Genomic DNA, 14,643 nt, shown 5'->3' on the forward strand with positions numbered 1-14,643 from the left:
GGACGACTCTGCGCTCTCCCGTTCATGCATGTACATGACTTTACCGAGTTGTCATGCGCTACTTGTCGGTTGACTCCTGGGACTCGGCGTCCGCCGACTCGTCTTCGCCCGGCTCTTCTTCGGCCGGCTCGCCGGAGTCGGCCTCGACAGCGGCCTTCTCGGTCGACGTCTTCGCACCGGGACCGGTCTTCTCGGGCGAGGCCACGGCGTCCGCAGCCGCCTCGGCGGTCGATGCCTCCGCGTCGGCTTCGGCGGACCGGGGGGCCGGAACCTTGGCCTCGGCGGCCGGCTTCTCATCGGCCCCGGCGTCAGCCAGGGGCTCCTTCGCGAGACCGCCGGAGGTCTCCGCGGCGACCGCGGCCGAGGTCTCCGCGGACTCCTCCAGCACCGCGTCCGGAACCAGCTCGGACGCCGCCTTCGCCACCGAGAGCAGCACCGTGTCCTGCGGCGCCTGGTCGGCGAAGTTCTCCGGGTGGTGGCAGGCGACCCGCTGACCGGTCCTCAGCTCCACGAGCTGCGGCTCGGTCGTCCTGCAGATCTCCGTGGCCTTCCAGCAGCGGGTGTGGAAGCGGCAGCCGCTCGGCGGGGCGATCGGGGACGGCACGTCACCGCGGAGCAGGATGCGCTCGCTCTTCGCGCCCCGGCGCTTCGGGTCCGGTACCGGCACGGCCGACATCAGCGCCTTGGTGTACGGGTGCATCGGCGCCTCGTACAGCGCGGTGCGGTCGGCGAGTTCCACGATCTTGCCGAGGTACATCACCGCGATGCGGTCCGAGACGTGCCGGACGACCGAGAGGTCGTGCGCGATGATCACGTAGGTGAGGCCGAGCTCCTGCTGGAGGTCGTCCATCAGGTTCACGACCTGCGCCTGGATCGACACGTCCAGCGCGGACACCGGCTCGTCCGCCACCACCAGCTTCGGCTTCAGGGCGAGCGCACGGGCGATGCCGATGCGCTGGCGCTGACCGCCGGAGAACTCGTGCGGGTAGCGGTTGTAGTGCTCGGGGCTCAGGCCCACGAGCTCCAGCAGCCGCTGGACCTCCTTCTTCACCCCGCCCTCGGGCTCCACGCCCTGGAGCCGGAAGGGCGCCGAGACGATCGAGCCGATGGTGTGACGGGGGTTCAGTGAGCCGTACGGGTCCTGGAAGATCATCTGGATGTCGCGGCGCAGCGGACGCATCTGCCCGGTGCTCAGCCGGGTGATGTCCTGCCCGCCGAAGGTGATCGTGCCGCCGGTCGGGTCCTGGAGGCGGGTGATGACCCGGCCCATGGTCGACTTGCCGCAGCCCGACTCGCCGACCACGCCCAGGGTCTCGCCCTTGCGCACCTCGAAGTCGATGCCGTCGACGGCCTTCACCGCGCCGACCTGGCGCTGGAGAATGCCCTTCTTGATCGGGAAGTGCTTGGTCAGACCCTCGACCTTGAGCAGCACCTCGCCATCGGCGGCCCCGCTCGTCGCCCCGGTCTTCGTCGTCTCACTCACAGCTTCGGCGCAATCTCTTCGGTCCAGATCCGCGTACGGTCCTCCGCCGAGAGGTGGCAGGCGGTCCAGTGCCCGGTGCTCACCTGCTCGAGCTCGGGGCGCACCGTGCGGGTGACGTTCCCCTTGGGGATGTCCGCGTACGGGCAGCGCGGGTGGAAGGCGCAGCCCGAGGGGACGTTGATGAGGCTCGGCGGCTGGCCCTTGACCGGGATGAGCCGGTCGGAGGTCTCACGGTCGATACGGGGCATCGAGCCGAGCAGACCCCAGGTGTACGGGTGCTGCGGCTGCTCGAAGACCTCGCCGGCCGGACCGCGCTCCACGCACCGGCCGCCGTACATCACCAGGACGTCGTCGGCGATCTCGGCGACCACGCCGAGGTCGTGGGTGATCATGATGACCGCGGAGCCGAACTCCTTCTGGAGGTCGCGGATCAGGTCGAGGATCTGCGCCTGGACGGTCACGTCGAGGGCGGTGGTCGGCTCGTCCGCGATGAGCAGCTCGGGGTTGTTGACCAGCGCCATGGCGATCATGGCGCGCTGGCGCATACCGCCGGAGAACTCGTGCGGGTAGCCGTCGACACGCTTGGCGGGCTCGGGGATGCCGACCCGGTCGAGCATCTCGATGGCACGCGTGCGGGCCACCTTCTTGCTGACGTCGTGGTGCACCCGGTACGCCTCGACGATCTGGTCGCCGACCTTGTAGTACGGGTGCATCGCGGACAGCGGGTCCTGGAAGATCATCGCCATCTCACGGCCGCGGAGCTTGCGCACCTCGTCCGGGGACGCGGAGACCAGTTCCTTGCCGTCGAGCCAGATCTCGCCGGACATCCGCACGTTCTTGCCGCGCGCGCCGAGCCGGTGCAGGCCCATGATGGCCTGCGAGGTGACCGACTTGCCGGATCCGGACTCGCCGACGACGGCGAGCGTTCTGCCCTTCTCCAGCTTGAAGCTGAGCCCGTCGACGGACTTGACCACGCCGTCGTCGGTCGGGAAGTGCACCTTGAGGTCGCGGACCTCGAGGAAGGCTTCGGGTGCCTTGCCGGAGGTGGGCTCCCCCACTGCGGCACCGGTCTTGGAGAGTTCGGTCACGAGAGCCTCACCCGCGGGTCGGCGGCCGCGTAGAGCAGGTCCACCAGGAGATTTGCGATCACGACGAAGAAGGCGGCGAGCAGGGTCACGCCGAGGATGGGGGGCAGGTCGTTGTCGGTGATGCCCTCCACCGCGTACTCACCGATGCCGTGCAGCGAGAACACGGTCTCGGTGATCACCGCGCCGCCGAGCAGCAGACCGAGGTCCATGCCGAAGACGGTGATGATCGGGGTGAGCGCGGCGCGCAGTCCGTGCCGGACGACGACGTTGCGCTCGCGCAGGCCCTTGGCGCGGGCCGTGCGGATGAAGTCCTCGTTCATCGTCTCCAGCATGCCCGAGCGGGTCAGCCGCGCGTAGATGGCGGAGTACAGCAGGGCGAGCGAGCACCACGCCGGGAAGAGGGTGTTGGCCCACTGCGCCGGGTTCTCGGTGAGCGGGACGTAGGTGCGGCCGAAGATCGGCCACTGGTAGGTGAAGAGCAGGATCGCCAGGTTGCCCGTGAAGAACATGGGCAGCGAGACACCGGCGAGCGCGACGCCCATGAAGGTGCGGTCGAAGACCGAGCGCGGCTTCAGGGCGGAGATGACGCCGATCAGCACACCGGAGACCAGCCACAGCACGGCGGCGCCCGCGGCCAGCGACAGGGTCACCGGAAGGCGGTCGACGAGCTTCGGCCAGACCGCCTCGTGGGTCTTGAAGGAGTAGCCGAAGCAGGGCGCGTTGCAGTGCACCGTGCTGGGTCCGACGCTGTAGTCGGCGCCGGCCAGGATCCCCTTGATGAAGTGCCAGTACTGGACGTAGACGGGCTGGTCCAGACCGAGGTTGTGCTTGACCGCGGCGATGTCCGCCTTCGACGGGCTCTTGCCGATGTACTGCTGTGCCAGCTGGTCCGCTGTCTGACCGGCCAGTCTCGGCAGCAGGAAGAAGATGGCGAAGGTGACCGCGGAGACGACCAGCAGCAGGATCACTGCGGCTGCCGTCCGACGGAGGATGTACGAGATCACGGGGACCGGCGCTGGTGCCCGCGGGCCGCTGAGCCCGCGGGCACCAATGCCTTCACCTGCCTTCCGGGGCTGCTACTTCTTCGTGGTGCCGAGGTTGAGGTAGTCGTACTGACCGCTGAAGGCCGACGTGGAGGTCACGTTGGTCGCCCACGGCGAGCGGTACAGCAGGACCTTGAAGTAGGTCAGCGGAACGATGACCGCCTGGTCCATGGTGGTCTTGTCGATCTCGGCGTACAGCTTGTTGCGCGCTGCCACGTCCGGGTTGGCGATCGCCTGGGCCAGCTTGGCGTCGACGTCCTTGTTCTCGAACTGCGACAGGTTCGTGTTGCCGGACTGGCTGATGGCCTTGCTGTTCAGAATCTGCTGGAGGAAGCCGTAGCCGGACGGCCAGTCGGCACCCCACTGCATCATCATGATGCCGACGTTGTTCTTCTCGGTGAACTTCGGCACACCCGCGTAGTCGGTGAAGTACTTGCCCTGCGGGAACTGCTTCAGGCTGGCGTTGATGCCGACCTTCTTCAGCGAGCTGATGATCGCCGTGGCCGCGTCGACTTCCTGCTGGCGGTCGGAGCGGGCCGTGATGTTGGTCGTGATCGTCTTCTTGCCGCAGGCCTTCAGGTGCTCCTTGGCCTTGGCGACGTCGCCCTTGTCGCCGGGCGTCGCGTAGACGTCGGCCTTCTGGTAACCGGTGATGTCCGGCGGGAGCACGGTGGTGGCGACGTCACCGCGGATCGGGCCGCCCTCGGCGGTCTGCACGGAGACCTTGTCGATGGCGTACTGGACGGCCTTGCGGCACTCGACGTTGTCGAACGGCTTGACCTTGGTGTTCAGCGCCGCGTAGACGAGGCGGCCACCGTAGGCGTTGTCGGTGCTGGCCTTGCCGTCCGCGGAGTTGAGCAGGCTGGCCTGGGTGGAGGCGCCGACACCGATGCCGGTGAGCTCCGCCGTGGCGTCGCCGGACTGGACGTCCTTGTCGATCGTCTCCGCGTTGACCTTCAGGTTGACGACGATCTTGTCCGGGTACTGCTTGCGCAGCGGGTCGGACTTCGCGTCCCAGTTCTTGTTGCGGACCAGGACGACCTGCTTGCCCTCCTGGTAGCTCTGGAACTGGTAGGAGCCGGAGGACACGATGTGCTTGACGTAGTCGACGCCGTCGTCCTTGGCCTGCGGCACCGGAGCCGTCTGCGGGGCCGCCACCAGGTAGTCGAACTCCTGGAAGGAGCGGTTCAGGTGGAAGACGATCGTGGTGTCGTCCGGCGTCTCGATCGAGGACAGGCCCTTGGCGCTCTTGTCCTTGTACGGACCCTTGTACTTGTCGCCGTCCTTCATGAACTGCTGGAAGTAGTTCGGGCCGAGCGAGAGCACGTCACGCGCGAAGTTGGACCGCTCGACGGCGTACTTGACGTCCTTCGAGGTGATCGGCGTGCCGTCCTGGTACTTCAGGCCCGAACGCAGCTTGTACGTCCAGGTCTTGCCGCCGTCGCTTGAGACACCCTTGCTCGCGGCGAGGTCCGGGACGAGGGTGTTGCCCTTCTCGCCGGGGCCGGGCTCGAACGTCATGAGCGGGCGCGCCCAGAGCCGGCTGAGGTTGTACATGTACGCGTAGTACGTGTTGCCCGGGTCGAACGAGTCCGGCACGTCCGACATTTCGTAGGTGACCGTGCCACCCTTCTTGTCGGACGCGTTGACGACACCCGTGGTCGCCTTGTTGGCACCGGCCGCCTTCGGCGCGCCGCCGTCCTTGTTGTCATCGGCCTTGCTGCAACCTGCAACGAGCAGGCTGGCGGAGCCGATGGCCGCAACCGCGGCCAGTGCTGACCTTCGCATGATGGTCTGCTTCCCCTCCATGATCGGAAACTTGATGGGCTCTCGGGAGCTGCCTAGCGGCTGCGGGGGTCGAGAGCGTCGCGGAGACCGTCGCCGAGCAGATTGAACGCGAGGACGGTGATGAAGATGGCGAGTCCGGGCACGATCATGTACTGGGGATCGACCTGGTAGTACGTGACGGCTTCCCGGAGCATGCCGCCCCAGGACGCCTGCGGGGGCTGGATACCGACGCCGAGGAAGCTCAGGGACGCCTCGAAGAGGATGTTGGTCGGGATGAGCAGCGTCGAGTAGACGATGATCGGGCCGACCAGGTTCGGCATCAGCTCGCGGAAGAGGATGTACGGGCCCTTGGCGCCCATGCCGCGGGCGGCGTCCACGAACTCCCGCTCGCGCAGCGCGAGGGTCTGGCCTCGCACGATCCGGCCCAGGTAGGGCCAGTTGAAGAAGCCGATGACGAAGATGAGCACGCTCAGGTGGAGCGGCAGTCCGTTGAGGCCGAACGCGCCGCCCTGGAGGGTGGCGGAGATGGCGATGGCGAAGAGCAGGAGGGGGAAGGCGAGGAAGGTGTCCATCAGCCGGCTGATGACCGAGTCGACCCGGCCGCCGTAGAAGCCGGCGACGACACCCATGATGGCGCCGATCACGTTCGACAGGATCGTGGCGCCGAAGGCGACCACCAGCGACACCCAGGAGCCCTCCAGGATGCGGGTGGCGATGTCGCGGCCGAACTTCGGGTCGACGCCCAGCGGGTGATCGGCGCTCATGCCGCCCATGCCGCCCTTGGGCAGCGAGGTGTTGGCGTCGATGAGGTCCTGGTGGAAGGCGTTGGGGTCGAGGCCGAACATCGCCTGGATCGGGCGCGAGAGGATCGCGATGAGGATCAGCAGGATCACGATGACGCCGCCGACGACGGCGACTCTGTCCTTCTTGAACCGGGTCCAGGCGATCTGCCCCAGGGAACGGCCCTCGATCTGCCCCTTACCGGCACCCGCGAGCACAGCTTCCGGCTGTGCCTCGGCTGCCGCCCCGGTGGTCTCGATCGGTGCGGTCACAGTGACCTGACCCCTCTCGCCGGTGGTGACCGGCCTGCGCCTGCCGCGGATTGCGGCTTTGTCGACTTGCTCTCGGACACGAGGTCCTCGACCTTGCGTCTGAGTCGCGAGTCTTCAGCTTCGTCGCGATCACCCGCCAGAGCTGACGGGGAAAGTATGCGCAACCGTGATGCTGTGCGGAGGATTCCGTTATCCGAACAGTGGGTAACACACCCCGGACGCATGCCAGTTGGGCCAAAAGTGTTATACCGGACAGATCGGGACCATCGTCAGTGATCTACGCGCGGAGAAATATGTAGGCCCTGTGAAACCCGTGGGCAGACCGCGAAGGCCCGATCCGCTCAGTAACCACCCTGCGCCGGCGGATAACCGTACCCGGCGGCGGGTGCCGTGGACGGGGCGGGGGCGTGCGCCTCACGGTCGTAGAAGGGGCGGGCGTTGGCCCGCATCCACATGACGACGGGGTCGTACTCGTCCGACAGCACGACGGTCGACACCGGCAGTCCGTCCGGGACCGCCCCGACGGACTGCTGCATCATCGCGCGCACCGAGTCCACGGCGGGCGGCGAGGTGTCGTACACGTCCAGACCGATGGCGAGGTACGGCGCCCCGAGCGCGGGCTGCACCCAGGCGCGGCGCAGCGAGCGGACGGCCTGGGTGCGGTGGGCGTTCTGCGCGAGCAGGGCGTAGAACTGCGGGACCTCGATGCCGGGTTCCGACAGCCGCAGCGGGCCGGCGGGCTGGCGGTCCAGGCCGGTGGCGATCCGGCGCAGGTCGAGCCAGGGGATGCCGACCCCGCCGCCCGGGGCGTGCGGATTGAGCCAGAGGCCGAAGTGGTCGGGGTAGAGGGTGCGGGCCACGTCGACCGCGTCGATCACCTCGTACGAGCGGTTCCAGCCGCTGGCCGACAGCTCCTGGGCGGAGGTGACACAGGGCGCGTAGCCGAAGCCCTCCACCTCCATGTTCCCGTACTGGGCGTCGGGGGAACCGGCCTGGCCGTGCCACAGGAGCATCCAGATCTGGCCGGAGGCGGGGGTCGCGAGCGCCCTGAGGAGTGCCTCGTAGGCGTCGTAACGCCCGGGCGTCACCTGGCGCAGCATGTGCTCGACCTGTCCGGTCGCAGCGGTGCCGCTCGCGCTCACCTTTTACCGCCCCTTCGAGAAGTCGCCCCGCGTGTGGAAACAGCTTAAGCGCCTGGAAGCTCCCGGCTTAGTGTCCGTCGGCGAGTGCGGGTTGTGTGTGGCTTGTGCTCCGGGCCGCGTGTCGACACGGCCCCGCGCCCCTCGGGGGGCGCTTCAGTTGCCGTGCTGGTAGAAGGGCCGGACGGTCGTCTTCAGCCAGTCGGCCACCGGGTCGTCGGTCACGTCCAGCAGGACCAGGTTGACCGGCCACCGCACCGGGACCGTGCCCAGAGCCCTGCCCAGGGCGTCCAGGGGCAGGGCCCGCAGGTCGCCCTCCCAACGGGAGAGTTCGACGCCGATGAACATGACCGGGTCGGCCGTCTCGACGGCGGCCAGGCAGCGGCGGGCCGTGCGGACGACGCCGATCCGCTCGAACTCGGCGGAGGCGGCGGCGAGGAAGTCGACCGGGTCGTCCTGCCAGTCGGGTTCGAAGAGGCGGACGCGGCCACCGCTCGTGGGGCCGTCGAGCGGGGTACGGCCGGCCCGGGACAGCTCGGCCACGGCCTCCGGCGGGAGCGGGACGCCGACCATGCCGTCCGGGTTGACGACGATGCCGACCTGCGGGGGCAGGCCGCGGGCGAACTCCACGGCGGGGGCGACGGTGTACCCGATGTGGGCGCCGACGACCTGGCGGAACTGCTCCTCGGAGCTGAACACCGGCACGTACGCCTGGCCGTCGATCTCCATGGTGGGCAGGTCGAGCGGGCCGCTGCCGGGTCCGCCGCCGTTGGGCAGCGGGATCCAGAGGTAGCTCCGGCTCAGCACCTCGATGATCCGGCCCCCGGCCGCGGGGATGCCGAACGAGGCCGACAGCACCTCCTCCAGTTCGTTGCCGGGCCAACCGCTGTGCGGATGGGGGTGTGTCTGTGCCGGGAAGTCCGCGGGAAAGTCCGCCGGGAAGTCCATCTGCCTACCGCCTGCTGGGACCAACTGTTGTGGCTGAAAGGCTAGCGGGTACCTGTGCGCGGCCAGGAGGGTCTCAGCCCGCGAAGCCGATTCTGCGCAGCACGTCCGCCGCGGCCCGGTCGAGGAGGACCGCCGAGCCGCAGCCCTGGGGCAGTTCGCCCTGCTCCACCGTGCGCAGCAGCCGGGCGGCCGCCGTGCGGTGGCGCAGGAAGGCGTACCGGGAGACGCCCCGGCCGCGCTCGCGTTGGCCGTCCCGGGCCGTGTCGGGCGGGACGTCGAGCATCAGCAGGTGCAGCGTGCCGCCCCGGCGGCGGGCCGCGCGGGCCAGCCAGTCGCGCACCCAGGCCTGCGTGCCGCAGTCGTGCACGACGACCCCCTCGCCGGAGCGCAGGGCGCGGCGCAGTCCGGCGTAGTGGGCGAGGCGGACCAGGGGGCGGTACACCGCGTAGGGCAGGAAGCCGGGCATGCGGCGCTCCCAGCGGTCGCGGGCGTCCTGGGAGTCGATGCGCGGGCCCTGGACCGCGCGGTGCATCAGCGTCGACTTGCCGCTGCCGGGCAGGCCGGTGACCACCACCAGGTCGCGGGGGCCGAAGAGCAGGCCGTGCGGACTGCGTCCCGCGCGGTCCCGCAGGTCGCGGACGACCGGTGCCATGGGGGTTCCCCCGCGCGAGCGCAGCCGAGGGTGGGGGAACTCGTCGCACCGCTCGCGGGCCGGGGCGGCGGTTTGCCGGGGCAACGCGACGCCCGTGGTCGTGGCGTAGGCCGAGGTCCTGTTCACCGTGATCGTCCTCCCTGTGGTCAGGAAAGGTTCTCCCCACCAAATGTAAAGAGAAGGTAATACACGGCGTCTCCGGTTTCCGTGCGCGTACTGCCACAGCCCGGTCACAAACGGCACGCTCTGGAGGGCCGGGGCGGGGCGTGCAATGATGAGCCCGCCAACTGCATACCGGCCGTTTGAATCCGCGCGGGAGAGTCCCCGGCAAAGCTTCACCGGGGCGCCGAAGGAGCAAGTCCCTCCCTTGAATCTCTCAGGCCCCGTTACCGCGCGGGCGAGGCACATCTGAAAAGCGGGCCGCTGTGTCAGTGGCTCCACCCAAGGTGCAAGCCGTGATCACTCCTGTGGTCAGGCGAACCTCTCAGGTTCCGATGACAGATGGGGAGGAACGACCTCGCCCGTCACGCCTTTGGGAGACGACCGTCCGATGAGCAGTGCCGAACCCCGCCGTACCGCGCTCGATGCCCTGCATCGCTCGCTCGGCGCGACCATGACCGACTTCGCCGGCTGGGACATGCCCCTGCGCTACGGCTCCGAGCGCGACGAGCACGTCGCGGTGCGGACCAGGGCCGGGCTCTTCGACCTCTCCCACATGGGCGAGATCACCGTGACCGGCGCCCAGGCGGCCGACCTGCTGAACCACGCCCTCGTCGGGAACATCGGCTCGGTCGGTGTCGGCCGCGCCCGCTACACCATGATCTGCCGGGCCGACGGCGGCATCCTGGACGACCTGATCGTCTACCGGCTGGCCGAGACCGACTACATGGTCGTGGCCAACGCCTCCAACGCCCAGGTGGTCCTCGACGCGCTCGTCGAGCGGTCCGCCGGCTTCGACGCCGAGGTCCGCGACGACCGGGACGCCTACGCCCTGATCGCCGTCCAGGGCCCCGAGTCCCCCGGCATCCTGAAGTCCCTCACCGACGCCGACCTCGACGGCCTGAAGTACTACGCGGGCCTGCCAGGCACCGTCGCCGGCGTCCCGGCGCTGATCGCGCGCACCGGCTACACCGGCGAGGACGGCTTCGAGCTCTTCGTGAAGCCCGAGCACGCCGTCGAGCTGTGGCAGGCGCTGAGCGAGGCCGGCGAGAGCGTCGGGCTGGTGCCCTGCGGCCTGTCCTGCCGGGACACGCTCCGCCTGGAGGCGGGCATGCCGCTGTACGGGCACGAGCTCACCACCTCGCTCACCCCCTTCGACGCCGGGCTCGGCCGGGTGGTGAAGTTCGAGAAGGAGGGCGACTTCGTGGGCCGCCAGGCGCTGGCCGAGGCCGCCGCGCGCGCCGAGCAGAACCCGCCGCGCGTCCTGGTCGGCCTGGTCGCCGAGGGCCGCCGGGTGCCGCGCGCCGGGTACCCGGTCGTCGCCGGCGGCACGGTGATCGGCGAGGTCACCTCCGGTGCGCCCTCCCCCACGCTGGGCAAGCCCATCGCCATGGCCTACGTCGACGCGGCGCACGCGGCGCCGGGTACGCCGGGTGTCGGCGTGGACATCCGGGGCAGCCACGAACCGTACGAAGTCGTCGCGCTGCCGTTCTACAAGCGCCAGAAGTAGACACTGAGCGCGGGTCCCGGCGTCCGGACGTGGCCCCGCGCACCTTCCCGCTGATCACACGCGTTCACAGCAGTCCCCCCTTCATCAGCGCTCCCGCGCGTACAGGAGAATTCAGGCCATGAGCAACCCCCAGCAGCTGCGCTACAGCAAGGAGCACGAGTGGCTGTCGGCCGCCGAGGACGGCGTGTCGACGGTCGGCATCACCGAGTTCGCGGCCAACGCGCTCGGCGACGTCGTCTACGCCCAGCTCCCCGAGGTCGGCTCCACCGTGACCGCGGGTGAGACCTGCGGCGAGCTGGAGTCGACCAAGTCGGTGTCCGACCTGTACTCGCCGGTCACCGGTGAGGTCACCGAGACCAACGAGGACGTCGTCAACGACCCGTCGCTGGTGAACTCCGCCCCCTTCGAGGGCGGCTGGCTGTTCAAGGTCCGCGTCACGGAGGAGCCGGCCGACCTGCTCTCCGCCGACGAGTACACCGCCCAGAACGCCGGCTGAGGAGTCGTAGCCGAATGACCGTCCTGAACACGTCCCTGCACGAACTCGACCCGGAGATCGCCGCCGCGGTCGACGCCGAGCTCGACCGCCAGCAGTCCACCCTCGAGATGATCGCCTCGGAGAACTTCGCGCCGCTCGCGGTGATGGAGGCCCAGGGCTCGGTCCTCACCAACAAGTACGCCGAGGGCTACCCGGGCCGCCGCTACTACGGCGGCTGCGAGCACGTCGACGTCGCCGAGCAGATAGCCATCGACCGAGTCAAGGAGCTGTTCGGCGCGGAGTACGCCAACGTGCAGCCCCACTCCGGTGCCTCCGCCAACCAGGCCGCCCTGTTCGCGCTGGCCCAACCCGGCGACACGATCCTCGGCCTGGACCTGGCGCACGGCGGCCACCTGACCCACGGCATGCGGCTGAACTTCTCCGGCAAGCAGTTCGACGTGGTCGCCTACCACGTCGACGACTCCGGCCTGGTCGACATGGCCGAGGTGGAGCGGCTGGCCAAGGAGCACCGGCCGAAGGTGATCATCGCGGGCTGGTCGGCGTACCCGCGGCAGCTGGACTTCGCCGAGTTCCGCCGGATCGCCGACGAGGCCGGGGCGTACCTGTGGGTCGACATGGCGCACTTCGCGGGCCTGGTCGCCGCCGGTCTCCACCCCAACCCGGTGGAGCACGCGGACGTGGTCACCTCCACCACCCACAAGACCCTCGGCGGTCCGCGCGGCGGCATCATCCTGGCGAAGAAGGCCTTCGCGAAGAAGCTGAACTCCTCCGTCTTCCCGGGCTTCCAGGGCGGTCCCCTGGAGCACGTGATCGCGGCGAAGGCGGTCTCCTTCAAGGTCGCCGCCTCCGAGGACTTCAAGGAGCGCCAGCGTCGTACGCTGGAGGGTGCGCGGCTGCTGGCCGAGCGGCTCAGCGCGGCGGACGTCCGCGAGACCGGGGTGAACGTCCTGTCCGGCGGTACGGACGTCCACCTGGTCCTGGTCGACCTGCGCGACTCGGAGCTGGACGGACAGCAGGCCGAGGACCGGCTGCACGAGGTCGGCATCACGGTCAACCGGAACGCGATCCCGAATGACCCGCGTCCGCCTATGGTCACCTCCGGTCTGCGGATCGGTACGCCGGCCCTGGCGACCCGCGGCTTCACGGCCGAGGACTTCGCCGAGGTCGCGGACGTGATCGCCCAGACGCTCAAGGCGCCTTCTCCGTTCGGTGCGGCCGACGCGCAGTCCCTGAAGGCCCGGGTCGAGGCACTTGCCGCCAAGCACCCGCTTTACCCCGGTCTGAACAAGTAGTTCCCTGGTGGGGGCACCCGACGGCGTGTGCCCCCACCCTTTTCCAAGGAGTTCCCGTGGCCATATCGGTCTTCGACCTGTTCTCGATCGGCATCGGCCCGTCGAGCTCCCACACCGTCGGCCCGATGCGCGCGGCCCGTATGTTCGCCCGGCGTCTGCACAACGAGGGGGTGCTGGAGTCCGTCGCGTCGATACGGTCCGAGCTGTACGGCTCCCTGGGCGCGACCGGCCACGGCCACGGCACCCCGAAGGCGGTGCTGCTGGGTCTGGAGGGCGCCTCGCCGCGCACGGTGGACGTGGAGGCGGCGGACGACCGGGTCGAGGCGATCAAGGCGTCGAAGCGTCTTCGGCTGCTGGGCGAGCACGAGATCGCGTTCTCCTTCGACGACGACCTGAAGCTGCACCGCCGCAAGGCGCTCCCGTACCACGCGAACGGCATGACGCTCTGGGCGTACGACGCGTCCGGGGCCGAGCTGCTGTCCAAGACGTACTACTCGGTCGGCGGCGGGTTCGTGGTCGACGAGGACGCGGTCGGCGCGGACCGCATCAAGCTCGACGACACGGTCCTGAAGTACCCCTTCCGCACGGGCGACGAACTGCTCCGCCTGACGAGCGAGACCGGTCTGTCGATCTCCTCCCTGATGCTGGAGAACGAGCGCGCCTGGCGCACCGAGGACGAGATCCGCGAGGGCCTGCTCGGCATATGGCGCGTGATGCAGGCCTGCGTGGCGCGCGGCATGTCCCGTGAGGGCATCCTGCCGGGCGGCCTGAAGGTACGGCGCCGGGCCGCCGTCTCCGCCCGGCAACTGCGCGCCGAGGGCGACCCGTTGGCCCGCGCGATGGAGTGGATCACGCTCTACGCGATGGCCGTGAACGAGGAGAACGCCGCCGGGGGCCGTGTGGTCACCGCCCCCACGAACGGCGCGGCCGGCATCATCCCGGCCGTCCTGCACTACTACGTCAACTTCGTCCCCGGCGCCGACGAGGAGGGCGTGGTCCGCTTCCTGCTCGCCGCGGGCGCCATCGGCATGCTCTTCAAGGAGAACGCCTCCATCTCCGGCGCCGAGGTCGGCTGCCAGGGCGAGGTCGGCTCCGCCTGCTCCATGGCGGCCGGCGCCCTCGCCGAGGTCCTCGGCGGCAGCCCCGAGCAGGTGGAGAACGCCGCCGAGATCGGCATGGAGCACAACCTCGGCCTGACCTGCGATCCCGTCGGCGGCCTGGTCCAGATCCCGTGCATCGAGCGCAACGGCATGGCCGCGGTCAAGGCGGTCACGGCCGCCCGCATGGCGATGCGCGGCGACGGCTCCCACAAGGTGTCCCTGGACAAGGTCATCAAGACCATGAAGGACACCGGCGCCGACATGTCCGTCAAGTACAAGGAGACGGCCCGGGGCGGGCTCGCGGTGAACATCATCGAGTGCTAGGGAAGCAGACCCCGACCAGCGTGTTCTGCGGCGCCGGTGAGCGGGACGGTGCCGCCTCCGGACAGCGGCGGGGAGCCCTCCGTCGTCGTCCGGCTCCCGGAGGGCGGGGATCGGACCGGCCCGCAGCAGTGAGGACCTGCCGCAGCCGGAGACGCCGGCCACGGCGCTGAACCGGTGCCCGCGCACCACGCGCAGCAGGTCGGCGATGAGCCGCGGGCACCCGGTCCGAACCGCGCCAGGCCCCGCTACGACGCCCAGGTCGCGTCGTCGTCCGGGTGCGGTACCGCGGCCTCCTCCTTGCCGGCCCCGGCCTCGGTGCACGCCGCCGTCGCCCGATAGGCCGCGCTGTCCGCCGCCTCGCGTCACGCGCGCGGTTCGTACGCCCGCCGCTGCACCGGCCCCGCCTCGGGATCGACCGGCTGCTCAGGACGCCCCTCATGGCATGCCCCCTTGGTCGACTCTCGGGCCCAGCAGCTCAGCCATTGAGCTCAGCCATTGATTCAGGTACCGGAACGGGGTGCCGAACAATTCGCGGGCCGCTGGAATCGACACCGGAACAGCGGCCCGGC

The 14,643-nt window shown here is 69.6% G+C and carries 12 protein-coding genes, 1 pseudogene and 1 riboswitch; of the genes and pseudogenes, 4 read left to right on the top strand and 9 right to left on the bottom strand.

Annotated features, from left to right (window positions below; translation table 11 throughout):
- Window positions 1–58: 58 nt before the first annotated feature.
- The 8 genes from ABZ915_RS37210 to ABZ915_RS37245 all read right to left on the bottom strand — a co-directional run bounded on the left by ABZ915_RS37210 (window position 59) and on the right by ABZ915_RS37245 (window position 9,319).
- On the bottom strand, window positions 59–1,483 hold the full coding sequence (locus tag ABZ915_RS37210; RefSeq protein ID WP_361812663.1) for a dipeptide ABC transporter ATP-binding protein: 1,425 nt from the start codon (window positions 1,481–1,483) through the stop codon (window positions 59–61).
- Window positions 1,480–2,571 (bottom strand): ABC transporter ATP-binding protein, encoded by a 1,092-nt coding sequence (locus ABZ915_RS37215; protein WP_361812665.1) that lies wholly within the window; start codon window positions 2,569–2,571, stop codon window positions 1,480–1,482. Before ABZ915_RS37215 ends, ABZ915_RS37210 begins: the two co-directional genes overlap by 4 nt.
- A complete protein-coding gene (locus ABZ915_RS37220) occupies window positions 2,568–3,575 on the bottom strand; it encodes an ABC transporter permease (protein WP_361812667.1) in 1,008 nt (335 codons plus the stop codon). Before ABZ915_RS37220 ends, ABZ915_RS37215 begins: the two co-directional genes overlap by 4 nt.
- Before the next feature lie 72 nt (window positions 3,576–3,647).
- Window positions 3,648–5,423, bottom strand: a complete 1,776-nt coding sequence (locus tag ABZ915_RS37225; RefSeq protein ID WP_361812669.1) for an ABC transporter substrate-binding protein — start codon at window positions 5,421–5,423, stop codon at window positions 3,648–3,650.
- A 32-nt stretch (window positions 5,424–5,455) separates the two neighbouring features.
- Window positions 5,456–6,454, bottom strand: coding sequence for an ABC transporter permease (locus tag ABZ915_RS37230; protein ID WP_361812671.1), 999 nt, complete (start codon window positions 6,452–6,454; stop codon window positions 5,456–5,458).
- Between the two features lie 341 nt (window positions 6,455–6,795).
- Complete coding sequence (locus ABZ915_RS37235) at window positions 6,796–7,596, bottom strand: enhanced serine sensitivity protein SseB C-terminal domain-containing protein (protein WP_361812673.1); 801 nt, start codon at window positions 7,594–7,596, stop codon at window positions 6,796–6,798.
- Window positions 7,597–7,749: 153 nt separating this feature from the next.
- Complete coding sequence (locus tag ABZ915_RS37240) at window positions 7,750–8,541, bottom strand: enhanced serine sensitivity protein SseB (RefSeq protein WP_361812675.1); 792 nt, start codon at window positions 8,539–8,541, stop codon at window positions 7,750–7,752.
- Window positions 8,542–8,614: 73 nt separating this feature from the next.
- Window positions 8,615–9,319: an AAA family ATPase gene (locus ABZ915_RS37245; protein WP_361812677.1), complete on the bottom strand. Its 705-nt coding sequence runs from the start codon at window positions 9,317–9,319 to the stop codon at window positions 8,615–8,617.
- Between the two features lie 177 nt (window positions 9,320–9,496).
- Window positions 9,497–9,595: riboswitch (glycine riboswitch) on the top strand.
- A 148-nt stretch (window positions 9,596–9,743) separates the two neighbouring features.
- Between ABZ915_RS37245 and gcvT the strand changes: the two genes are divergently transcribed.
- The 4 genes from gcvT (at window position 9,744) to ABZ915_RS37265 (ending at window position 14,074) form a co-directional block, all read left to right on the top strand.
- Entirely contained in the window at window positions 9,744–10,862 is a 1,119-nt protein-coding gene (gcvT, locus tag ABZ915_RS37250) for a glycine cleavage system aminomethyltransferase GcvT (RefSeq protein WP_361812679.1), read from the top strand.
- Window positions 10,863–10,980: 118 nt separating this feature from the next.
- The gene (gene gcvH, locus ABZ915_RS37255) at window positions 10,981–11,358 is read left to right on the top strand and encodes a glycine cleavage system protein GcvH (RefSeq protein WP_361812680.1); all 378 of its coding nucleotides are present in this window, start codon (window positions 10,981–10,983) and stop codon (window positions 11,356–11,358) included.
- Between the two features lie 14 nt (window positions 11,359–11,372).
- A complete protein-coding gene (gene glyA / locus ABZ915_RS37260) occupies window positions 11,373–12,650 on the top strand; it encodes a serine hydroxymethyltransferase (RefSeq protein ID WP_361812681.1) in 1,278 nt (425 codons plus the stop codon).
- 56 nt (window positions 12,651–12,706) lie between these two features.
- Window positions 12,707–14,074, top strand: coding sequence for an L-serine ammonia-lyase (locus ABZ915_RS37265; RefSeq protein ID WP_361812682.1), 1,368 nt, complete (start codon window positions 12,707–12,709; stop codon window positions 14,072–14,074).
- Window positions 14,075–14,122: 48 nt separating this feature from the next.
- On the opposite strand, the pseudogene ABZ915_RS37270 reads toward ABZ915_RS37265, so the two are convergent.
- A pseudogene (locus ABZ915_RS37270) lies at window positions 14,123–14,440 on the bottom strand (hypothetical protein); the annotation flags it as partial.
- Window positions 14,441–14,643: the final 203 nt, after the last annotated feature.

This window comes from Streptomyces sp. NPDC046915, assembly GCF_040644935.1.
In the GTDB taxonomy this organism is placed as follows: Bacteria; Actinomycetota; Actinomycetes; order Streptomycetales; family Streptomycetaceae; genus Streptomyces.